The sequence below is a fragment of the Cypionkella sinensis genome, from assembly GCF_042646385.1.
Taxonomy (GTDB): domain Bacteria; phylum Pseudomonadota; class Alphaproteobacteria; order Rhodobacterales; family Rhodobacteraceae; genus Cypionkella; species Cypionkella sinensis.
This window is the reverse complement of record NZ_JBHRTO010000002.1, coordinates 900,009-916,261: the sequence shown is the minus strand read 5'-3', so window position 1 is coordinate 916,261 and position 16,253 is coordinate 900,009. Positions and strand designations below refer to the sequence as shown.

15 protein-coding genes and 1 pseudogene are annotated in these 16,253 nt (G+C 61.8%); 12 read left to right on the top strand and 4 right to left on the bottom strand.

Annotated features, from left to right (window positions below):
* Positions 1–11 precede the first annotated feature (11 nt).
* Complete coding sequence (locus ACFOGH_RS19585) at positions 12–851, top strand: fumarylacetoacetate hydrolase family protein (RefSeq protein ID WP_380074863.1); 840 nt, start codon at positions 12–14, stop codon at positions 849–851.
* Between the two features lie 124 nt (positions 852–975).
* Here ACFOGH_RS19585 and ACFOGH_RS19580 read toward each other — a convergent pair whose 3' ends face one another.
* Together ACFOGH_RS19580 and ACFOGH_RS19575 are read right to left on the bottom strand one after the other, a co-directional pair.
* Positions 976–1,542 (bottom strand): MaoC family dehydratase, encoded by a 567-nt coding sequence (locus ACFOGH_RS19580; protein WP_380074862.1) that lies wholly within the window; start codon positions 1,540–1,542, stop codon positions 976–978.
* Between the two features lie 3 nt (positions 1,543–1,545).
* Complete coding sequence (locus ACFOGH_RS19575) at positions 1,546–2,640, bottom strand: lactonase family protein (protein ID WP_380074861.1); 1,095 nt, start codon at positions 2,638–2,640, stop codon at positions 1,546–1,548.
* A 130-nt stretch (positions 2,641–2,770) separates the two neighbouring features.
* Between ACFOGH_RS19575 and ACFOGH_RS19570 the strand changes: the two genes are divergently transcribed.
* The 8 genes from ACFOGH_RS19570 to ACFOGH_RS19535 all read left to right on the top strand — a co-directional run bounded on the left by ACFOGH_RS19570 (position 2,771) and on the right by ACFOGH_RS19535 (position 10,641).
* On the top strand, positions 2,771–3,532 hold the full coding sequence (locus tag ACFOGH_RS19570) for an IclR family transcriptional regulator (RefSeq protein WP_380074860.1): 762 nt from the start codon (positions 2,771–2,773) through the stop codon (positions 3,530–3,532).
* Positions 3,533–3,712: 180 nt separating this feature from the next.
* Complete coding sequence (locus tag ACFOGH_RS19565) at positions 3,713–4,876, top strand: CaiB/BaiF CoA transferase family protein (protein ID WP_380074859.1); 1,164 nt, start codon at positions 3,713–3,715, stop codon at positions 4,874–4,876.
* Positions 4,873–5,997, top strand: coding sequence for an extracellular solute-binding protein (locus ACFOGH_RS19560; RefSeq protein WP_380074858.1), 1,125 nt, complete (start codon positions 4,873–4,875; stop codon positions 5,995–5,997). The genes ACFOGH_RS19565 and ACFOGH_RS19560 overlap by 4 nt, the downstream gene beginning before the upstream one ends.
* A 53-nt stretch (positions 5,998–6,050) precedes the next feature.
* Positions 6,051–7,235: a substrate-binding domain-containing protein gene (locus tag ACFOGH_RS19555; protein WP_380074857.1), complete on the top strand. Its 1,185-nt coding sequence runs from the start codon at positions 6,051–6,053 to the stop codon at positions 7,233–7,235.
* 53 nt (positions 7,236–7,288) lie between these two features.
* Complete coding sequence (locus tag ACFOGH_RS19550; protein WP_380074856.1) at positions 7,289–8,032, top strand: ATP-binding cassette domain-containing protein; 744 nt, start codon at positions 7,289–7,291, stop codon at positions 8,030–8,032.
* Positions 8,025–8,750 (top strand): ATP-binding cassette domain-containing protein, encoded by a 726-nt coding sequence (locus ACFOGH_RS19545; protein WP_380074855.1) that lies wholly within the window; start codon positions 8,025–8,027, stop codon positions 8,748–8,750. Before ACFOGH_RS19550 ends, ACFOGH_RS19545 begins: the two co-directional genes overlap by 8 nt.
* Positions 8,747–9,682 carry an ABC transporter permease gene (locus ACFOGH_RS19540; RefSeq protein WP_380074853.1) on the top strand — a complete coding sequence of 312 codons (936 nt, stop codon included), beginning with the start codon at positions 8,747–8,749 and terminating at the stop codon, positions 9,680–9,682. Before ACFOGH_RS19545 ends, ACFOGH_RS19540 begins: the two co-directional genes overlap by 4 nt.
* Positions 9,679–10,641: an ABC transporter permease gene (locus tag ACFOGH_RS19535; RefSeq protein ID WP_380074852.1), complete on the top strand. Its 963-nt coding sequence runs from the start codon at positions 9,679–9,681 to the stop codon at positions 10,639–10,641. Before ACFOGH_RS19540 ends, ACFOGH_RS19535 begins: the two co-directional genes overlap by 4 nt.
* A 114-nt stretch (positions 10,642–10,755) precedes the next feature.
* Here ACFOGH_RS19535 and ACFOGH_RS19530 read toward each other — a convergent pair whose 3' ends face one another.
* Together ACFOGH_RS19530 and ACFOGH_RS19525 are read right to left on the bottom strand one after the other, a co-directional pair.
* Complete coding sequence (locus ACFOGH_RS19530) at positions 10,756–10,992, bottom strand: hypothetical protein (protein WP_380074851.1); 237 nt, start codon at positions 10,990–10,992, stop codon at positions 10,756–10,758.
* Positions 10,993–11,689: 697 nt separating this feature from the next.
* On the bottom strand, positions 11,690–12,304 hold the full coding sequence (locus ACFOGH_RS19525) for a TetR/AcrR family transcriptional regulator (protein ID WP_380074850.1): 615 nt from the start codon (positions 12,302–12,304) through the stop codon (positions 11,690–11,692).
* A 149-nt stretch (positions 12,305–12,453) separates the two neighbouring features.
* On the opposite strand from ACFOGH_RS19525, the gene ACFOGH_RS19520 reads away from it, so the two are divergent.
* The 3 genes and pseudogenes from ACFOGH_RS19520 to ACFOGH_RS19510 form a co-directional block, all read left to right on the top strand.
* On the top strand, positions 12,454–13,581 hold the full coding sequence (locus ACFOGH_RS19520; RefSeq protein WP_380074849.1) for an efflux RND transporter periplasmic adaptor subunit: 1,128 nt from the start codon (positions 12,454–12,456) through the stop codon (positions 13,579–13,581).
* A 5-nt stretch (positions 13,582–13,586) separates the two neighbouring features.
* The gene (locus ACFOGH_RS19515; protein ID WP_380074848.1) at positions 13,587–15,332 is read left to right on the top strand and encodes an efflux RND transporter permease subunit; all 1,746 of its coding nucleotides are present in this window, start codon (positions 13,587–13,589) and stop codon (positions 15,330–15,332) included.
* Positions 15,299–15,968 (top strand): annotated as a pseudogene (locus ACFOGH_RS19510) (IS3 family transposase); the annotation flags it as partial. The gene ACFOGH_RS19515 and the pseudogene ACFOGH_RS19510, both read left to right, overlap by 34 nt.
* Positions 15,969–16,253 lie beyond the last annotated feature (285 nt).

Genomic DNA, 16,253 nt, shown 5'->3' with positions numbered 1-16,253 from the left:
AGGAAATCCCTATGAAACTCGTCCGTTACGGTGCCCGTGGCGCTGAAAAACCCGGCCTGATCGACGCCGATGGCGATATCCGTGATCTGTCGGCGCATGTGCCTGACATTGCAGGCGACGTGCTGGCCAATCTCGACCGCCTTGAATCCATCGACCCCGCCAGTCTGCCCTTGGTCGAAGGCAACCCGCGCTACGGTGCTTGCGTCGGGCAGATCGGCAAATTCATCTGCATCGGCCTGAACTATTCCGATCACGCCGCCGAATCCGGCATGGCCGTGCCGCCCGAGCCGGTGATCTTCGCCAAATACACCTCTGCCGTCTGCGGCCCGAATGACGACATCATCATCCCGCGCGGTTCGGAAAAGACCGATTGGGAGGTGGAGTTGGCCTTCGTCATCGGCAAACCCGGCAAGTATATCGCCGAGGCCGATGCGATGGATCACGTCGCAGGCTTCTGCGTCTGCAACGATGTGTCAGAGCGCGCCTATCAGACCGAACGGTCCGGCCAATGGTCCAAGGGCAAGTCTTCGGACAATTTCGGCCCGATCGGCCCGTGGCTGGTGACGCGCGATGAGGTCGCCAATCCCAACGATCTGCATATGTGGCTGAAGGTCAACGGCGCGCAGATGCAGAACGGCTCGACCAACACGATGGTCTATCAGATCCCGTATCTGGTGTCTTACCTGTCGCAATTCTTCACCCTGCATCCGGGTGACGTGATTTCAACGGGAACGCCGCCGGGCGTTGGTCTGGGCATGAAACCGCCGCGTTATCTGAAGGCGGGCGATGTGGTGGAATTGGGCATCGAAGGTCTGGGCGACCAGCGCCAAACCTGCGTAAACGATCAATAAGACAAGGATTAGCCCCTTCAACCACAACATATAGTGGTTGCAGGGGTTTATCCACACAAGTCATTCCCAGCTGGGAATGGCACTTCAGGACAGTGCCACCGCTGGAAAGCGCGCGGCGACCAGCCTAAACCCGCGCCGCCTTTTCGGCCATCCGCGCCCTTGCTGCTTCAGCAAACGGCGCTGGATCGCGGTAAAGCGCTGTCAGCAGATGCTCGGCATACAGCACCAACTCGCCCTCGCCCTTATAGACCGAATAGCTGACCCGCAGCTTGCCCATCTTTTCGGAATGCACCTCTTTCGCCAGATTCTCGCGAATGGTGTAGATGGTGTCGCCGATGAACACCGGCTTAATGAACCGCAGCCGGTCATAGCCATAGCTGAATGAGTTCAGGCAGTTTGTCGCCGCCAGCCCAAGCCCGAGTGAAAACACAAACGCCCCCGCCACCAAGCGGCGGCCAAACACGCCTTCCTCCACCGCAAAACGCTCATCGCTGACGTAGGGATGATGGTCCATCACCAGCGAATTGAACTGCATCGACTCGCCCTCGGCAATCGTGCGGCGGATCGACCGGATTTTATCGCCAATCGCAAAATCCTCGTAAAACCAGTTCTCGGCATTCCAAACCGGAATTTTTGCATGGTCGTCCGGCAACCCCGGCAGCCCGCGCGGATGCACTCCAATCTCCGCCATCGCCTATACCTCCGCGAATTTCAGGCACATCGGCGTGCCAATCTGCAAAGCGGCCCCGGTGTCCCGCAAGCCACCTGTGTCCGCATCCCGTGCCAGCACGCTCACCCGGTCTGAATTCTGGTTTGCCACCAGCAGATGCCGCCCCGAAGGCGTGATCGCCAAATGCCGGGGTGTCGCCCCACCGCAGGGCACAAACCCGCGCGGGGTCAGATGGCCCGTGTACTGATTGACCTCAAAGATCGCGACACTGTCATGCCCGCGATTGCCGCCATACAAAAACCGCCCATCGGGTGAAATCTGAATGTCCGAACAATGATTCCCCGCCCGTGCCTCATCCGCCACCGCAGGCTGGCGATCAATCGGCGAAAGCTGTCCCGTCACCGCATCAAACCCATGCGCCGTCACGGTCGAGTCCAGCTCGTTCATCACAAACACAAACCGCCCCCCCGGATGCAACGCCACATGCCTTGGCCCGGCCCCCGGCGCCGTCTGCGCCAAAGCGATACGCACCGGCACCCCATCGGCACCAATCCTGTAGGTGATCAGCGCATCCATGCCCAGATCGGCGACAATCACCATGCTGCCCTGCACCACCTCTGTGACGCTATGCGCATGCGCCCGCTCCTGCCTTGCCGCATCGGGGCCAGAGCCTTGATGCGCGACGCTTGCCATCGCAGGCGACAGGCCCTTCGAATCAATATCAAACACCACCAAAGACTGGTCCGGCCCGCCCTCGCCCACCGTATAATTGGCCACAAACAACCGCCGCCCATCGCGCGAGATCATGTTATGCGCGGTGATGCTGCCACGGCTTGGTTGGGTGTTCAGATACGCCAGCGTCCCCGTCTCAGGGTCGAAGGTAAACGCCGTCACCAATCCCTCCCGCCAATCTGCCACTTCGGAATTGGCATAGACACGGCGCCCATCGGCGCTGACCGACAGATAGGTCGGATTTTCCACTTGGCGGTAGACTGCCCGCTTGCGAAACGTCAGCGCGTCTTCGTCAAAGTCAAATACATTCAATCCATCCCCGCGCGCGCCCTGAAAATAGGGTGCCTCACGGTTCAGCGTGCCTATAAACAACAGCAATTCGCCCATCATGTCCCCCTGACCCAGATCGCGCCCTAACGGACCATCTTCCATATGTAAAAAATCATACTGCCAGTAAACTCTGTTGACGCAGCTGCGTCAATGCGTAGCTTGATGTGATAATTTCACAGGTGAAACCATGTCAGAGACTGAAGACGACGGCCGCTACCGTGCCCCTGCGCTGGACAAGGGGCTCGATATGATCGAACTCTTGGCCGCCCGCGAAGAGGGCATGACACTGAAAGACATCTCAACAGCGCTGAACCGGTCTCCGACTGAACTTTACCGGATGCTCGACCGCCTTGCGCGGCGTGGTTATGTTGCGCGGCAAGGCGATACCTATGCGCTGACGATGAAGCTGTTCTTGCTGGCCCATCTGCGCCCGCCGATCCGCCGTCTTGTCGGGCAGGCGATGCCGGTGATGCGCCGCTTTACCAACGCTGCCGAGCAAGCCTGCCATTTGGTGATTTATGATCGCGGCGATCTGGTGGTGATCGCGCAGGTTGAAGCGCCGGGATATTGGGGCGTTACAATCCGTGTAGGCGCGCAGATTGGGCTGGTCAATTCGGGCTCTGGGCATGTCATTCTGGCCTTCGCATCGCCCGAAGAACGCGCACTGATGTTCGAAGAGCATGAGAAGATGCCCTATGAGGTCGCGCCCACTGATCTGGAGCAGCGACTGGCCGATGTGGCCTTGCACGGCTATGAGGCGATGCAAAGCCAGCAAACGCCGACGGTATGGAACCTGTCCGTGCCGATCATGGGGCCGAATGGCAGCGTGCTGGCTGCCCTGACCTGCCCCTTCGTGCGCCGCCTTGAAAACCCCGATGCGCCGGACCGTGATCGCGTGCTGGCTTTGCTGCGCGCGGCAGGGAACGAGTTGTCGGTGACAACCGCCTGAATTGCCCATGCGCTGCCAATACCCAAGCCCCGGCACGTGCCGGGGCTTTTTCTTTGTGCCAGCCTGCTGATTCTGGCTTGCGCGTTTCTTCCATAAATGAAAACATAATTTACCAACGAAAGATTGTGCTGCATTGCGGCATGACGAAGGCGGCGCACATTGCGCCGGGGAGAGAGCGACGTGACACAGACCGAGGCCATTCTGCCGCTTGACGGGTTGATCGTGCTGGACATGAGCCAGTTTCTGTCCGGACCCTATTGCTCGTTGCGTTTGGCTGACATGGGCGCGCGGGTGATCAAGATCGAACGGCCGGATGGCGGCGATCTGTCGCGCAGACTGTATCTGTCGGATACCGAGATTGGCGGCGATTCGACGATTTTCCATGCCATCAATCGCGGCAAGGAAAGCCTTGCAATTGACCTGAAGAACCCCGCCGATCTAGCCGCCTTGCGCAAGTTGATCACCAGCGCCGATGTGCTGATCCAGAACTTCCGTCCAGGTGTGATCGAACGGCTTGGCTTCGATTACGACGCGGTCAAGGCGATCAATCCGCGTCTCGTCTATGCCTCGATCAGCGGTTACGGCGATGAAGGGCCGTGGGTCGCGCGGCCAGGCCAAGACCTGCTTGCGCAGGCGCGCTCGGGGGTGATGTGGCTGAACGGCGATGAAGACCAAGGCCCGGTGCCGTTTGGTCTGGCGATTGCTGATATGCTGGCGGGGGCAGCCTGCTGTCAGGGCATCCTTGCGGGCCTCGTGCGACGCGGGATTTCAAACCAAGGCATGCATGTGCAGACCAGCCTGATGGAGGCATTGATCGACTTTCAGTTCGAGGTGCTGACCACCCATCTGAACGATGGCCGCCGCTTGCCGAAACGGTCGGATTTCCGCAGCGCCCATGCCTATCTGTCTGCGCCTTACGGCGTGTATCAGGCCACCGATGGCTGGCTGGCCATCGCGATGACGCCACTGCCAAAGCTGGCGGATCTGATGCGGATCGACACGCTGGCGCCTTACCGTGATGATCCGAAACTCAGCTTTACCCAGCGCGATGCGATAAAGCGCCTGATTGCGGACAAGGTCGCCACCCGCTCGATTGACGAATGGCTTGCCGTATTGGAACCCGCGGATATCTGGTGCGCGCGGGTGTTGGATTGGCCCGCGCTGCTGGCCTCGGAAGGCTTTCAGACCCTGGACATGTTGCAAACCGTGACCCGCGCCGATGGTGTTTCGATTGAAACCACCCGTCTGCCGCTGCGTCTGAACGGGCATCGCCCCGTGAACACCGCAGCCGCGCCTTTGATCGGCGCGCACTCTGCCGCCATTCGCAAGGAGTTCAACCTGTGACCCGCCTTAAAGGCATGACGTGGAGCCATCCGCGTGGATTTGATCCGATGGTGGCCTGCTCGACGATCTGGGCGGAAAAGACTGGCGTCCAGATCGAGTGGGACAAGCGCTCGTTGCAGGATTTCGAAAGCTTTCCGGTCGAGGAATTGGCGCGGGCCTATGATCTGATCGTCATCGACCATCCCCATGTTGGCCAGATTACCGATGAGGGCTGCCTTGCGCCACTGGATGGGCCGGGGCGCGAGGTTGAACGGGCAGCGCTTGCCGCAGGGTCGGTTGGGCAAAGCTATCCCAGTTATTTCTGGCGTGGTCAGCAATGGGCGTTCCCGATTGATGCTGCCACGCAGGTGCTGGCATGGCGGCCCGATCTGCTGGAGACAGCACCGACGAGCTGGGCCGAGATTGTGGCGCTTGCCAAGCAAGGCCGGGTGCTGCTGCCACTCCGACCGCCACATTCGCTGATGTCGCTGTTTACGATGACAGGCAATATGGACGCACCTTGCAAGGTGGAAGGCGATACGCTGATTGACCCTGCCGTCGGGGCGCTGGTGTGGGCGATGCTGCGAGAACTGGCCGATCTGGTCGACCCGGCCTGTGTGGGTTGGGACCCGATTGCGGTGTTCGAGGAAATGGCCAAGCCAAGATCGCAGATCGCCTGTGCACCGCTGATCTATGGCTATGTTAACTATGCCATCCCGGGCTTTCGGCCCAACCTTATCCGTTTTGCCGATATGCCCGTTGCAGGTGGCAACGGTCCTGTCGGCTCGGCGCTGGGCGGCACCGGCATCGCGGTTTCGGCGTTTTCTGGTGCGAAAGATGCCGCCATCGACTTTGCGTATTGGATAGCCAGTGGCGATGTGCAGCGCGGCCCGTTTGCTGCAGCGGGCGGCCAGCCGGGCCATGCTGCCGCTTGGGAAGATGCAGCAGTTAATGCAGCGACATCGGACTTTTACCGTGCCACCCGGGCGACGCTTGAGGGAGCGTGGGTGCGCCCACGCCACAACGGCTACATGGCGCTGCAAGAGGCTGCCGCACTACGGATTACAGCCGGACTGGCGGCGAAGGAAGCGGCGGGTCCTGTGATCGACGATATCAACCGATTGTTCCGGGAGAGTTTCTGACACGACATCGACCCCCGGTGACACCTGCCGGGGCAATAGGGAGGAGGAACCCAATGAAGAACCTGATCTGCGGCCTGATGGCCGCAACCGCGCTGACGACGGCACTGCCCGCTTTTGCTGCGACAGTGGAAGAGACCATCGCCGCGCTGCCCGAAGCGTTGCGCGCGCAATACGAAGGTGCTCCGCAAAACATCACCGCAGGGCCACTGGCAGATTTCACGCCCAAGGCGAAACCCTACAAGTGGTGCCACTCCGAAAGCTATCAGGGCAATCCGTGGCGGGTTTCCGTGACCACCGAGTTGAAGCGGCTGGTTGATGGCATGATCGCGCTGGGTGTAGTGTCGGACTTTGAAGTGTCGGACTCTAACGGCGATGTTGGCCAGCAGATCAACCAGATCCGCGCCTTCATCGACAAGGGCTGTGGTGTTATCACCTCGATCCCGGGCTCGGCTACCGGGCTGGACGAGGCTGTCGCGGCGGCATCCGCCGCAGGCATTCCGTTCATCACCGCTGCGGGTTCCGTTACGGCACCTTCCGCTGTCAACGTCGACAGCAACTATCAGCGCTGGGGCTATGAGATGATGGATGCCATCGGCAAGGCGCTGCCCGAGGGTGGCAATGTGCTGATCGTCGAAGGTATCGCGGGCCATCCGATTGTCGCGCAGGAACGCGCAGGCGGCGACGCGGCGATGGCGCTTTATCCCAAACTGAAAACCGCGCGTGTGGTCAATGGCGACTGGACGGCGAATGTCACCAAAACCGTCGTGCTGCAAACGCTGGCAACAAACCCAGCCCCGATTGACGCGGTGTGGTCTGCCGGCTCCGAATCTCGCGTGATTGCGGAAGCCTTTGCTGAGGCCGGTCGCCCGGTGCCACTGATCACAGGCTCGATCACGGGTGATGCGCTGGGATATTGGAAAGCTAATCCCGAAGGCTATCGCTTTGAAGGCCATGCCGTGCTGCCGGGCTGGACAGCGCAGACTCTGTTCCGCGTTGCGGGTCGCATCATGGAGGGCCAGAAGCCTGTGCTGAACACCCTGCTGATACCACTGCCGCCGGTGCACGAGGCCGATCTTGCGGGCTGGTATCAGGATTGCATGACGCCGGATGCGGTTTCCGTTTTCCCCGTTCCGCCGACTGACCCAGTGTCCGAGGCCGATATGGACGCCTATTTCTCAAACCCTGCCGCAAGCCCCGGCTGGGACTACGCTGCCGTGCCTGCGGCCTGCGCGAAGTAAGCCTGAAAAGCCGCGCCCCGATGGGCGCGGCACCCACCCTGCGGGAGACTGCAATGCTGGCGATCACCGGCCTGTCCAAACGCTATGGCGAGACCGTGGCGCTGGATCAGGCAACCATTTTTTTTAGGGCGGGGACCGTCCATACTATTCTGGGCGAAAACGGCTCGGGCAAAAGCACGCTGGTCAAACTGTTGTCGGGCATTGTGCTGCCCGATGCAGGTGCAATCAGTTTTGACGATCAGCCCGTCATCGCACGCAGCCCTGCCACTTTTCAGGCCGCAGGCTTTGCCACCGCATTTCAAGAGGTGCTGATAGCGCCGGATCGCTCGGTGACGGATAACATTCTGCTTGGTCTTGATGGCCTGTTCATCCGCCGTATTCCGCGCCTCGAACGCCGAGACCGCGCGGCGGAGGTGCTGTCGCGCTTTGCCCGCACCCCGATCGACCTTGACGCCGCCGCTGGATCTCTGCCGCTGGCGGCACAGCAACTCGTGGTTTTGGCCCGCGCCGTCGCGCGTGAGCCACGGGTACTTATTCTGGATGAGATCACAGCTGCTCTCGATTTTGCCGACCGTGAATCTGTGTTTGCCTTCATGCGCGCCCGCGCCGCTGCCGGCTGCCTGATCCTGTTCATCACGCACCGCATGGATGAGGTTATGGCGCTGTCTGACGACATTTCCGTGCTGCGCTCGGGTCGTGTCGTTACTACGCAGACCCGCGATGCCTCAACCCCGTCGCAACTGCTGCACCTGATGGCACCGCAGAAGGCGCAACAGCTGGAGGCCCAGCATGGATAGCTTGTCCCTGACCATACGAGACCTGCATCTGCAGTCCGGTGCCGCCCCCATCAGCGCCCATATCAAGGACGGCGAGATTGTCGGTCTTGCGGGCCTTGATGGCCACGGTCAAGACGTATTCCTGCGCAGTCTGGCAGGGTTAGAGCGCAATCAGGGGGCTGTCGATCTGCAAGGCAACCGGATTAGCAGCTTCCGCGATGCCGAGCGCAATGCGGTGGTTTATGTGCCGCGCGACCGCCGCTCCACCGGGATTTTCCCTGACCTTTCGATCCTTGATAATTTCGCTATCGCCACGCCGGGGGTTGATCGCAGAGGTCCGCTGATCAGCGCGAAGGCGCGTCGCGCGCGCTATGAATACTGGAAAGACCGGCTAAAGATCACGGCTCCAAGCCCGGAGGCGCCGATTACTGCGCTGTCGGGTGGCAATCAGCAGAAAGTATTGCTGGCGCGGGCGTTGGCCCGAGATCCGAAGGTGCTTTTGCTGAACGACCCCACGCGCGGTGTCGATGTGGCAACTCGTCTGGTGCTTTATGATCTGTTCCGCGAGCTTGCCGCCGAAGGCATGGCGCTGGTGATCCTTTCATCGGAAATCGAGGAAATCCTTGTGCTGTGCCATCGTGTGCTGGTGTTCCGCGATCACGCCCTCGCGGGGGAAATGTCAGGCGATGCGATGCGCACAGACAGCGTTATTGCCGCAATGTTTGGAAGGGCAGCATGAGCCGCAGATTTGGCCGTTATGGCTTTGCCATTGGCATCCTTGTGGTGCTGCTGATCGCCAATCTCTTGATGAACCCTACGCGTTTCATGCCGGGCAACTGGGGAACGCTGTTGGGATTGGCTGCCCCGCTGATCGGCGCAGCACTGGCATCGACTCCGGTCATTCTGGCTGGGCGTGGTGGCATTGATATTTCGGTTGGCCCAGTGATGGGGCTGGTCAGCGCGGTGGTGATTAAGGTTCTGTATTTGGATAGCGGAATCGCTTCGCCCTATATCCTGTGGCCTGCTGCATTGCTGTTGGGGGCGGCCATCGGTGCGTTCAACGGCTTTATGGCCACCGTGGTGCGGGTGCAGCCGATTGTGGCCACCTTGGGCACCTATCTGATCCTTGGCGGGCTGACGCTGACCATCCTGCCAGCCCCTATCGGCCCCGCCCCCGATTGGCTGAAAGCCATGGCAGGCGCGTGGAGCTTTCTGCCCTTGGGCATCATCGCAGCGCTGTGGTGGGCTTTGTGCCGCACGCCGTTTCATGGGCAGTTGATGGCGGTGGGCAGCGATGATCGCGCGGCTTACACGGCAGGCGTGCCCGTCACGCTGGTGCGGTTTCTGGCCTATGTGCTGACGGGTCTTCTGGCGGGGGCGGCAGGCATGATGCTGACCGCATTGATCGGCTCGGCTGACCCCAAGGTGGGTGCGAACTACACCCTGATTGCGATTGCTGCCGTTGCACTGGGCGGCGTCAGCCTTGCCGGGGGGCGGGGTGGCTTGCTGGGGGCGGCGATCGGGGCGGTGGATATTTTCCTGCTGCAAAGCCTGCTGACAGCCTTCAACGTCTCAACCTATGTGTTGCAGGTTGCCTATGGCACGATCCTTGTCGTGGCCGTGGTGCTGATAGCCTTGCAAGACCGCAGCGCCAAACGGAGCCACGCATGACCCTGAACCTCGATAGCATCAAGGCCCGTGTGCTGGGCGCCTTCGCCGTGGCGCTGGTGCTGCATGGCATCGGCACCGCGCTGATCCCCGGCTATTCCGCGCCGTTTGCCATCCGCGCCATGTTGGTGATCGCAAGCCTGTTAGCGGTGGCGTCCATCGGCCAGACACTTGTGGTAATCCTTGGTGGAATTGACCTGTCGATCCCGTTCGTGATGGGGTTCGCCAATGTTGTTGCCGCCCAGCTTTACGGGCAGGGCTGGCATTTCGGGTTGGTTTGCGTGGTGGTCTTCGGCTTGGCAGTATTGATTGGCGCATTTAACGGCGCACTATCCCGGGCGCTGAACCTGCATCCACTGATCGTCACACTTGGCATTGGAATGATTGTGCAGGGGCTTGTGCTGATCTGGACCAAGGGTTTTCCGTCTGGCTCTGCGCCGAAGTCAGTGTCAAATTTTGTCTCGATCGGGGGCACCTTCGGCCCCCTGCCTGTGCCTGCGCTGATTCCGGCGCTGTTGATCCTGACCGTCGTGGTTGTCTTAGTGCTGGAACGTACGCCCTACGGCCGCAGGCTTTATGCACTTGGCGCAAATCCTGGTGCCGCACCCTATGCGCTGATCAACCCACTGAGCATATGGACTGTCACTTTCGCCGCATCTGCAGTGTTTGCTGCTTTGGCAGGCGTGCTTCTGCTAGGCTTTACCGGTTCTGCCTACGGCGATGTCGGCCAACCCTATCTGTTCCAAACCATAGCTGCAGTTGTGGTTGGTGGCACAACATTGGTCGGAGGTCGTGGTAGTTTCATTGGCACAATCGCAGGGGTCCTTGTACTGACCGAGATCAACACACTTCTCATCGGATTGAATTTCTCTCCTGCTTCCGTACAAGCGGCTTTCGGCGCAATCATTCTGCTGCTGGTATCACTTTACGGACGCGAGCGGCACTTCCGTACTACCGTCTAACAAAATGAGCGATGATCTGAAACTAAACGCCATGCAGTTGCGAAGCGAGCAGGTTGCCAGTCAATGACGGCGACCAAATAGAGAAAGCCGCGGCGCATCAGTAGGTAGGTGATGTCACCTGACGTGATTGGGCCGTTCGATCCGAAACTCGCCTCGGAGATAGGGATAGGTTTTGTGCCCCTTCGCAAGTGGGCTAGTCTCGGGCCGTTGATAGATCGGCATCAGCCGCAGGAGGCGCTTCTGGTTCACGGCGTGGCCCTCGTTCTGCAAACGCCACGTCATCTGCCGCACGCCATAAAATGAGGTTTCCGGAAATGGCTTGTCGATCATCAGCGTGATGTCGAGGTTCATCAACGTCTTACCTTAAGGCCTGTAGTAGAGCGATGAACGCGAGATCGACAGCAGTCGGCTTTGCACTCCAAACCATAGGCTTGGGTGGTTCTTCTCGATCATCCAACGCCTCACTTGCCGATCCTGCGCTGGAGCTTTTGCGACAAAAAATCGTTGGCGATAGCCAGTTCTCAAGTCTTGGCATGAAGGGCACGAACCGTTTCTTCGGTAACTTCCGACGGCACAGCGGCCTTGATCGACCACAGGTTTGGCGCCCTGACACTGGACCAGATCGCTCCGGGCGTGACGGGGTTTCATGCATAGTCCGCAGGGCATCCTGCTGCGACGACTGTCTGACGTCTGGGGCTGGCGGCGATCTGGGATCAGCCGCGTTGACGAGGACCAACGGATCACTGGTGAATCTGGCGGATGCTTTCGCACGGAGTTGGAAGCCATGCCAGCTCTTGATGTTCTTCTGCGGTGGTTCGGTGAGATCGTCCAGTTGACCGCTCTGTCGGTCTCGCTCGGCCCGAAGAAGAAGTATGTGCCCGGCCGTAGGCTCCGTGTGGGTCGACGGGGAGTTTCAGGGCCGGAAGATCACGGTCGCGATCCTGCACCCGTCTGCGCGGCAGCCAGGCCTGGGCGTCGGTCAGGCTGAACTGGTTGCTGATCCACCGGGGTTCACGGCGGATACTCAGGGTTTTGGGGGGCGCTGAGCCTAGACGGTGGCGCCCCCGCGTTTGGGCAAATGAAACAGGAGCCTTTCGGCGCCCTTGGCCATCATCTCTTGCGTATCGACCTCGGGGGCGACCTTGGCATAGTCGCCATCGATCGTCAGGCTTGCCGCGCCATGGACCAGGGTCCACAGCTGCACGGCAATCATCATCGCGTTGCCCTCGACGCCGTGAAAGGCGCAGTGGTCGATGACCTCTTGCAGGACATAGGCAAAGCAGGCCCGGCCATGGGTGGTCACGATATCTTCTTCGGACAGGTTGGAACTCTGGCTGAACATCATGCGGAAGAGCGCAGGCTCGGCCATTGCGAAGCCTAGATAAACCTGACCCACGGCGATGATCCGCCGCGGGTCGCCCGGCGCAAGCGGCTTGATCGCCTCCCGAAAGCGGTTGGTCATGTCGGTGAAACCCTGGGCCACGACTTCGTTGATGATTTCGGTCTTGTCGGCGAAATGGCGATAGGGAGCGGCCGTGGAGACGCCAGCCCGGCGGCAGGCATCCGACAGGCTGAAGTCATTTCCATGCCGTTCGTTCATCAGAATGCGCGCGGCAGAGATCAGCGCCTGCCGCAACTCGCCGTGGTGGTAGGAGGTCTTCACCCTGGTTCCTTCACGCTTGCCGATCTGCACCCTAAGGCCTGGGGGCGACGATGAAAAGATGCGGGCCTGCGGGAAGGCCCTTGCCATGTTAGAGAGACCAACATAAGTTAGAAGCTCTAACATTGCATGAATCCTGAGGAGGCTCCCGCATGGCAAGGCGCAGGACAGGCATGGCAGGCTGGGCACTTTTGGGCCTGGTGGCGCTTGGGACGGCAGGTTTCATGGCCTGGCAAAGGCTTGCGCCGGTTCAGGAGCCCCTTGCGGCGACTGCCGCCCGTGTCGCGCAGCCCGTGCGGGTCACAAGCGTGGTCTTTGCGGCGGCGGATCTGTCGGTCAGGTACACCGGCACCATCCGCCCTCGGCATGAGGTGCCCTTGGGCTTCAGGCTGGCGGGCAAGCTGATCGCACGCGCGGTCGATGTGGGGGACAGTGTCACCAAGGGTCAGGTCCTCGCGCTGCTGGACGAGGCGGACGCGCACCTGCAGCTGGATGCCGCCGAGGCAGAGCTTGCCGCCGCCCGCACCGATCTGTCGCGCGCCAGGGCCGATGTGGCGCGCAGCCGCGACCTTTTCGCCAAGGGCAATGTGGCGCAGGCGGCGCTTGACCGGGCCACCAGTGGCGTGGCCGAGGCCCAATCCCGCGCCGACCGGGCCCAGCAGATGCGGGACCTCGCGGCAAACCAGCTCTCCTATATGGAGCTGGTGGCCGAGGCGGATGGCGTCGTGACCGCAACCTTGGCCGAACCCGGGCAGGTCGTGGCGGCGGGGCAAGCCGTTCTGTCTCTGGCCGAAGGCGATGGGCGGGATGTGGTCTTTGCCCTGCCCGAACAAAGCCGCGCGCTTTTGGACACCGCCGTGGCCAGGGCCGAGCTTTGGGGTGGCGGGGGGGACTACGCGCTTGCCTTCCGCGACATCTCCCCCGATGTCGATCCGGTGGGGCGCACCTACCGAGTCCGCATGACGCTGGCGGCGCCCGATGCGCAAGCGGCGCTGGGGCGGACGGTCACGGTGCGGCTGACCTCGCCCGGCACGCCCGCGGCCCGCCTGCCGCTGGCCTCGGTGGTCAATGACGGGCAGGGGGCTGCAGTCTGGCGCCTGGCCCAGGGCGGCGCCCAGGTCGAGCGCGTGCCGGTGGAGTTGGTGACGATCGAGGGCCAAGGCGCCCTTGTGCGGGGTGGCCTGGCGACGGGTGACTTCGTGGTCAGCCTTGGCGCCGCCAAGATCGACCCGACCCGGCCCGTGCGCGTGGTCGAAACCGCAGCCTCGCCCGAAAGCTGAGCCCGATGCGCAACCTCAACCTCTCGCTCTGGTCGGTCACCAATCCGGCCGTCACGCTTTTTGCCATCCTAGTGGCGCTGCTGGCCGGGACCCTGGCCTATGTCAACCTGGGCCGCGCCGAGGACCCGACCTTCACCATCAAGACCATGGTCGTCCAGGCAGTCTGGCCCGGCGCCACGGCGGAAGAGATGCAGAACCTGGTCGCCGAACCCATGGAAAAGCGCATCCAGGAGCTGCCGGAGCTGGACTATATCCGCACCTTCTCGCGCCCCGGGGCCACGGTGCTGCAGATCCAGCTGAAGGACGATGTGCGTCAGACCGAGGCGGTCTGGTATCAGATCCGCAAGAAGGTGGGTGACCTGCGCCCCAGCCTGCCGCAAGGGCTGATCGGGCCCTTCTTCAACGACGAATTCGGCGATGTCTTCTCGGCCATTTACATGGTCACGGGCGAGGGTCTGGGGCGGGCGGAGCTCAAGGCCTATGCCGAACGCCTGCGCACCCGGCTTTTGACGGTCGAGGATGCCGCCAAGGTCGCCCTGATAGGCGATGTCCCCGAGCGCATCTTCGTCGAGATCAGCCATCACCGGCTGGCGACCTTGGGCCTCTCGCCGCAGGTGATCTTCGACGCCATCGCGCGGCAGAACGCCATGACCCCGGCGGGCAGCTTCCAGACCGAGGCCGACGAGGTGCAAGTCCGAGTCACGGGCGATCTGGCGAGCCTGGAGTCCCTGCGCGCCCTGCCGATTGCGGCGGGGCGAACGGTCCTGCGGCTGGGCGACATCGCCACGATCCGGCGCGGATATGAGGACCCGGCCTCCTACCTCGCCTTCTTTCGCGGCAAGCCTGCCGTGGCCGTCGGCGTGCAGATGGCCGAGGGCGCCAATGTCGTCCACCTGGGCGAAAAGCTCGCCGTCGAGGTCGAGGCCTTCCGCGCCAACCTGCCGCTCGGCGTCGAGGTGACCCAGGCCGCCGACCAGGCCGCCATCGTGGAGGATGCCTTCCACGAATTCATCCAGACCTTCATCGAGGCCCTGGTCATCGTGCTGGTCGTCTCTTTCGTGACCCTGGGCCTGCGGACCGGGATCGTCGTGGCCCTGTCGGTGCCCATCGTGCTGGCCGTGGTCTTCGTCATCATGCAGGCGCTGGGGCTGAACTTCGACCGCATCACCCTGGGCGCGCTCATTATCGCGCTCGGGCTTCTGGTCGACGATGCCATCATCGCGGTCGAGATGATGGTGGTGAAGATCGAAGAGGGCTACGACCGCATCGCCGCCGCCTCGGCCGCCTGGTCCTCGACCGCCTTTCCCATGCTAACGGGCACACTGGTGACCGCCGCGGGCTTCCTGCCCGTGGGCCTCGCACAATCGACCAGCGGAGAATATGCCGGCAATATCTTCTGGGTCGTGGGGATCGCGCTGATCGTCTCCTGGGTCGTGGCGGTGATCGTGACGCCCTATCTTGGGCTGAAGCTGCTGCCCCTGCCGAAGCCCGGCGCGCATCATGGCAGCTATGACAGCCGCCTCTACCGCGCTCTGCGTGCCGGGGTCGAGGCCAGCCTGCGCTATCGCTGGGTTGCCATCGGGCTGACGCTGGCCGCCTTGGGGGCGGCGGGCCTCGGCATGACGTTCGTGCAGCAGCAGTTCTTTCCGACCTCGGCGCGGGCCGAACTTTTCATCGAAACGCGGATGCCCGAGGGCTCTTCGATCGAGGCCACCGCATCCGCGTCGGCCAGCGCCGGGTGGGCCGTCTGATGCGCCAGAACGGCATCCAAGTCATCCGAAGCCGAAAGTTCAAGCGCACCACCGACAGCGATCGTGCCTTCGACATCGCGCCGAATCTGCTGCAACAGGACTTTACCGCGCGCGGGCCGAACCAGAGGTGGGCAGGCGACATTACCTATGTCTGGACGCGCGAGGGGTGGGTCTATCTGGCTGTAATCATTGATCTGTTTTCGCGCCGCGTCGTCGGTTGGGCGATCGACAACCGCATTAAGCAGGATCTGGCCTTGCGGGAGCTGAACATGGCCATCGCGATCCGCAGGCCACCGCCAGGCTGCGTTCACCACACGGACCGCGGGTCGCAATACTGTGCCCACGACTATCAGAAGCTGCTGCACGAGCACGGGTTCAAGGTTTCAATGAGCGGGAAAGGCAACTGCTACGATCGCGCCATTGGGCGCCATCGGTTCAAGCCCAATGGCGAGGTCCTCCGTCGAAAGCTTCTTCAAGTCGCTGAAAGCCGAACTGGTATGGCGGCACAACTGGCAAACCCGTCGCGAGGTCGAGATCGCCCTCTTCGAATACATCAACGGCTTCTACAACCCGCGAAGTAGACACTCAGCCCTCGGCTGGAAATCCCCCGTGGCCTTCGAACAGAGGGCCGCCTAACATGAGCACCTGACCGGAATAGAACCGGTGCAGGTCCAAGAAGATCTGCGACCGGATGGCGAAGCCCGCGGCCACCAGGCTCTTGACCACCAGCCGGTTGCCCCAGGGCCGGTTCCACCATCTTCTTCAGCATCGACACCTGGTCGCCCGCATTGGTCTTGGCCAGTTTCGGCAAATGCTCAGCGATCTAGCGGTCGATCATGACGGTGACGCGGGGTGGGCCCGCTCATCAGGCCGGTCGCATGGCAGACGCGCACCCGGGCCGAAAACGCTGTCGCCAGATAC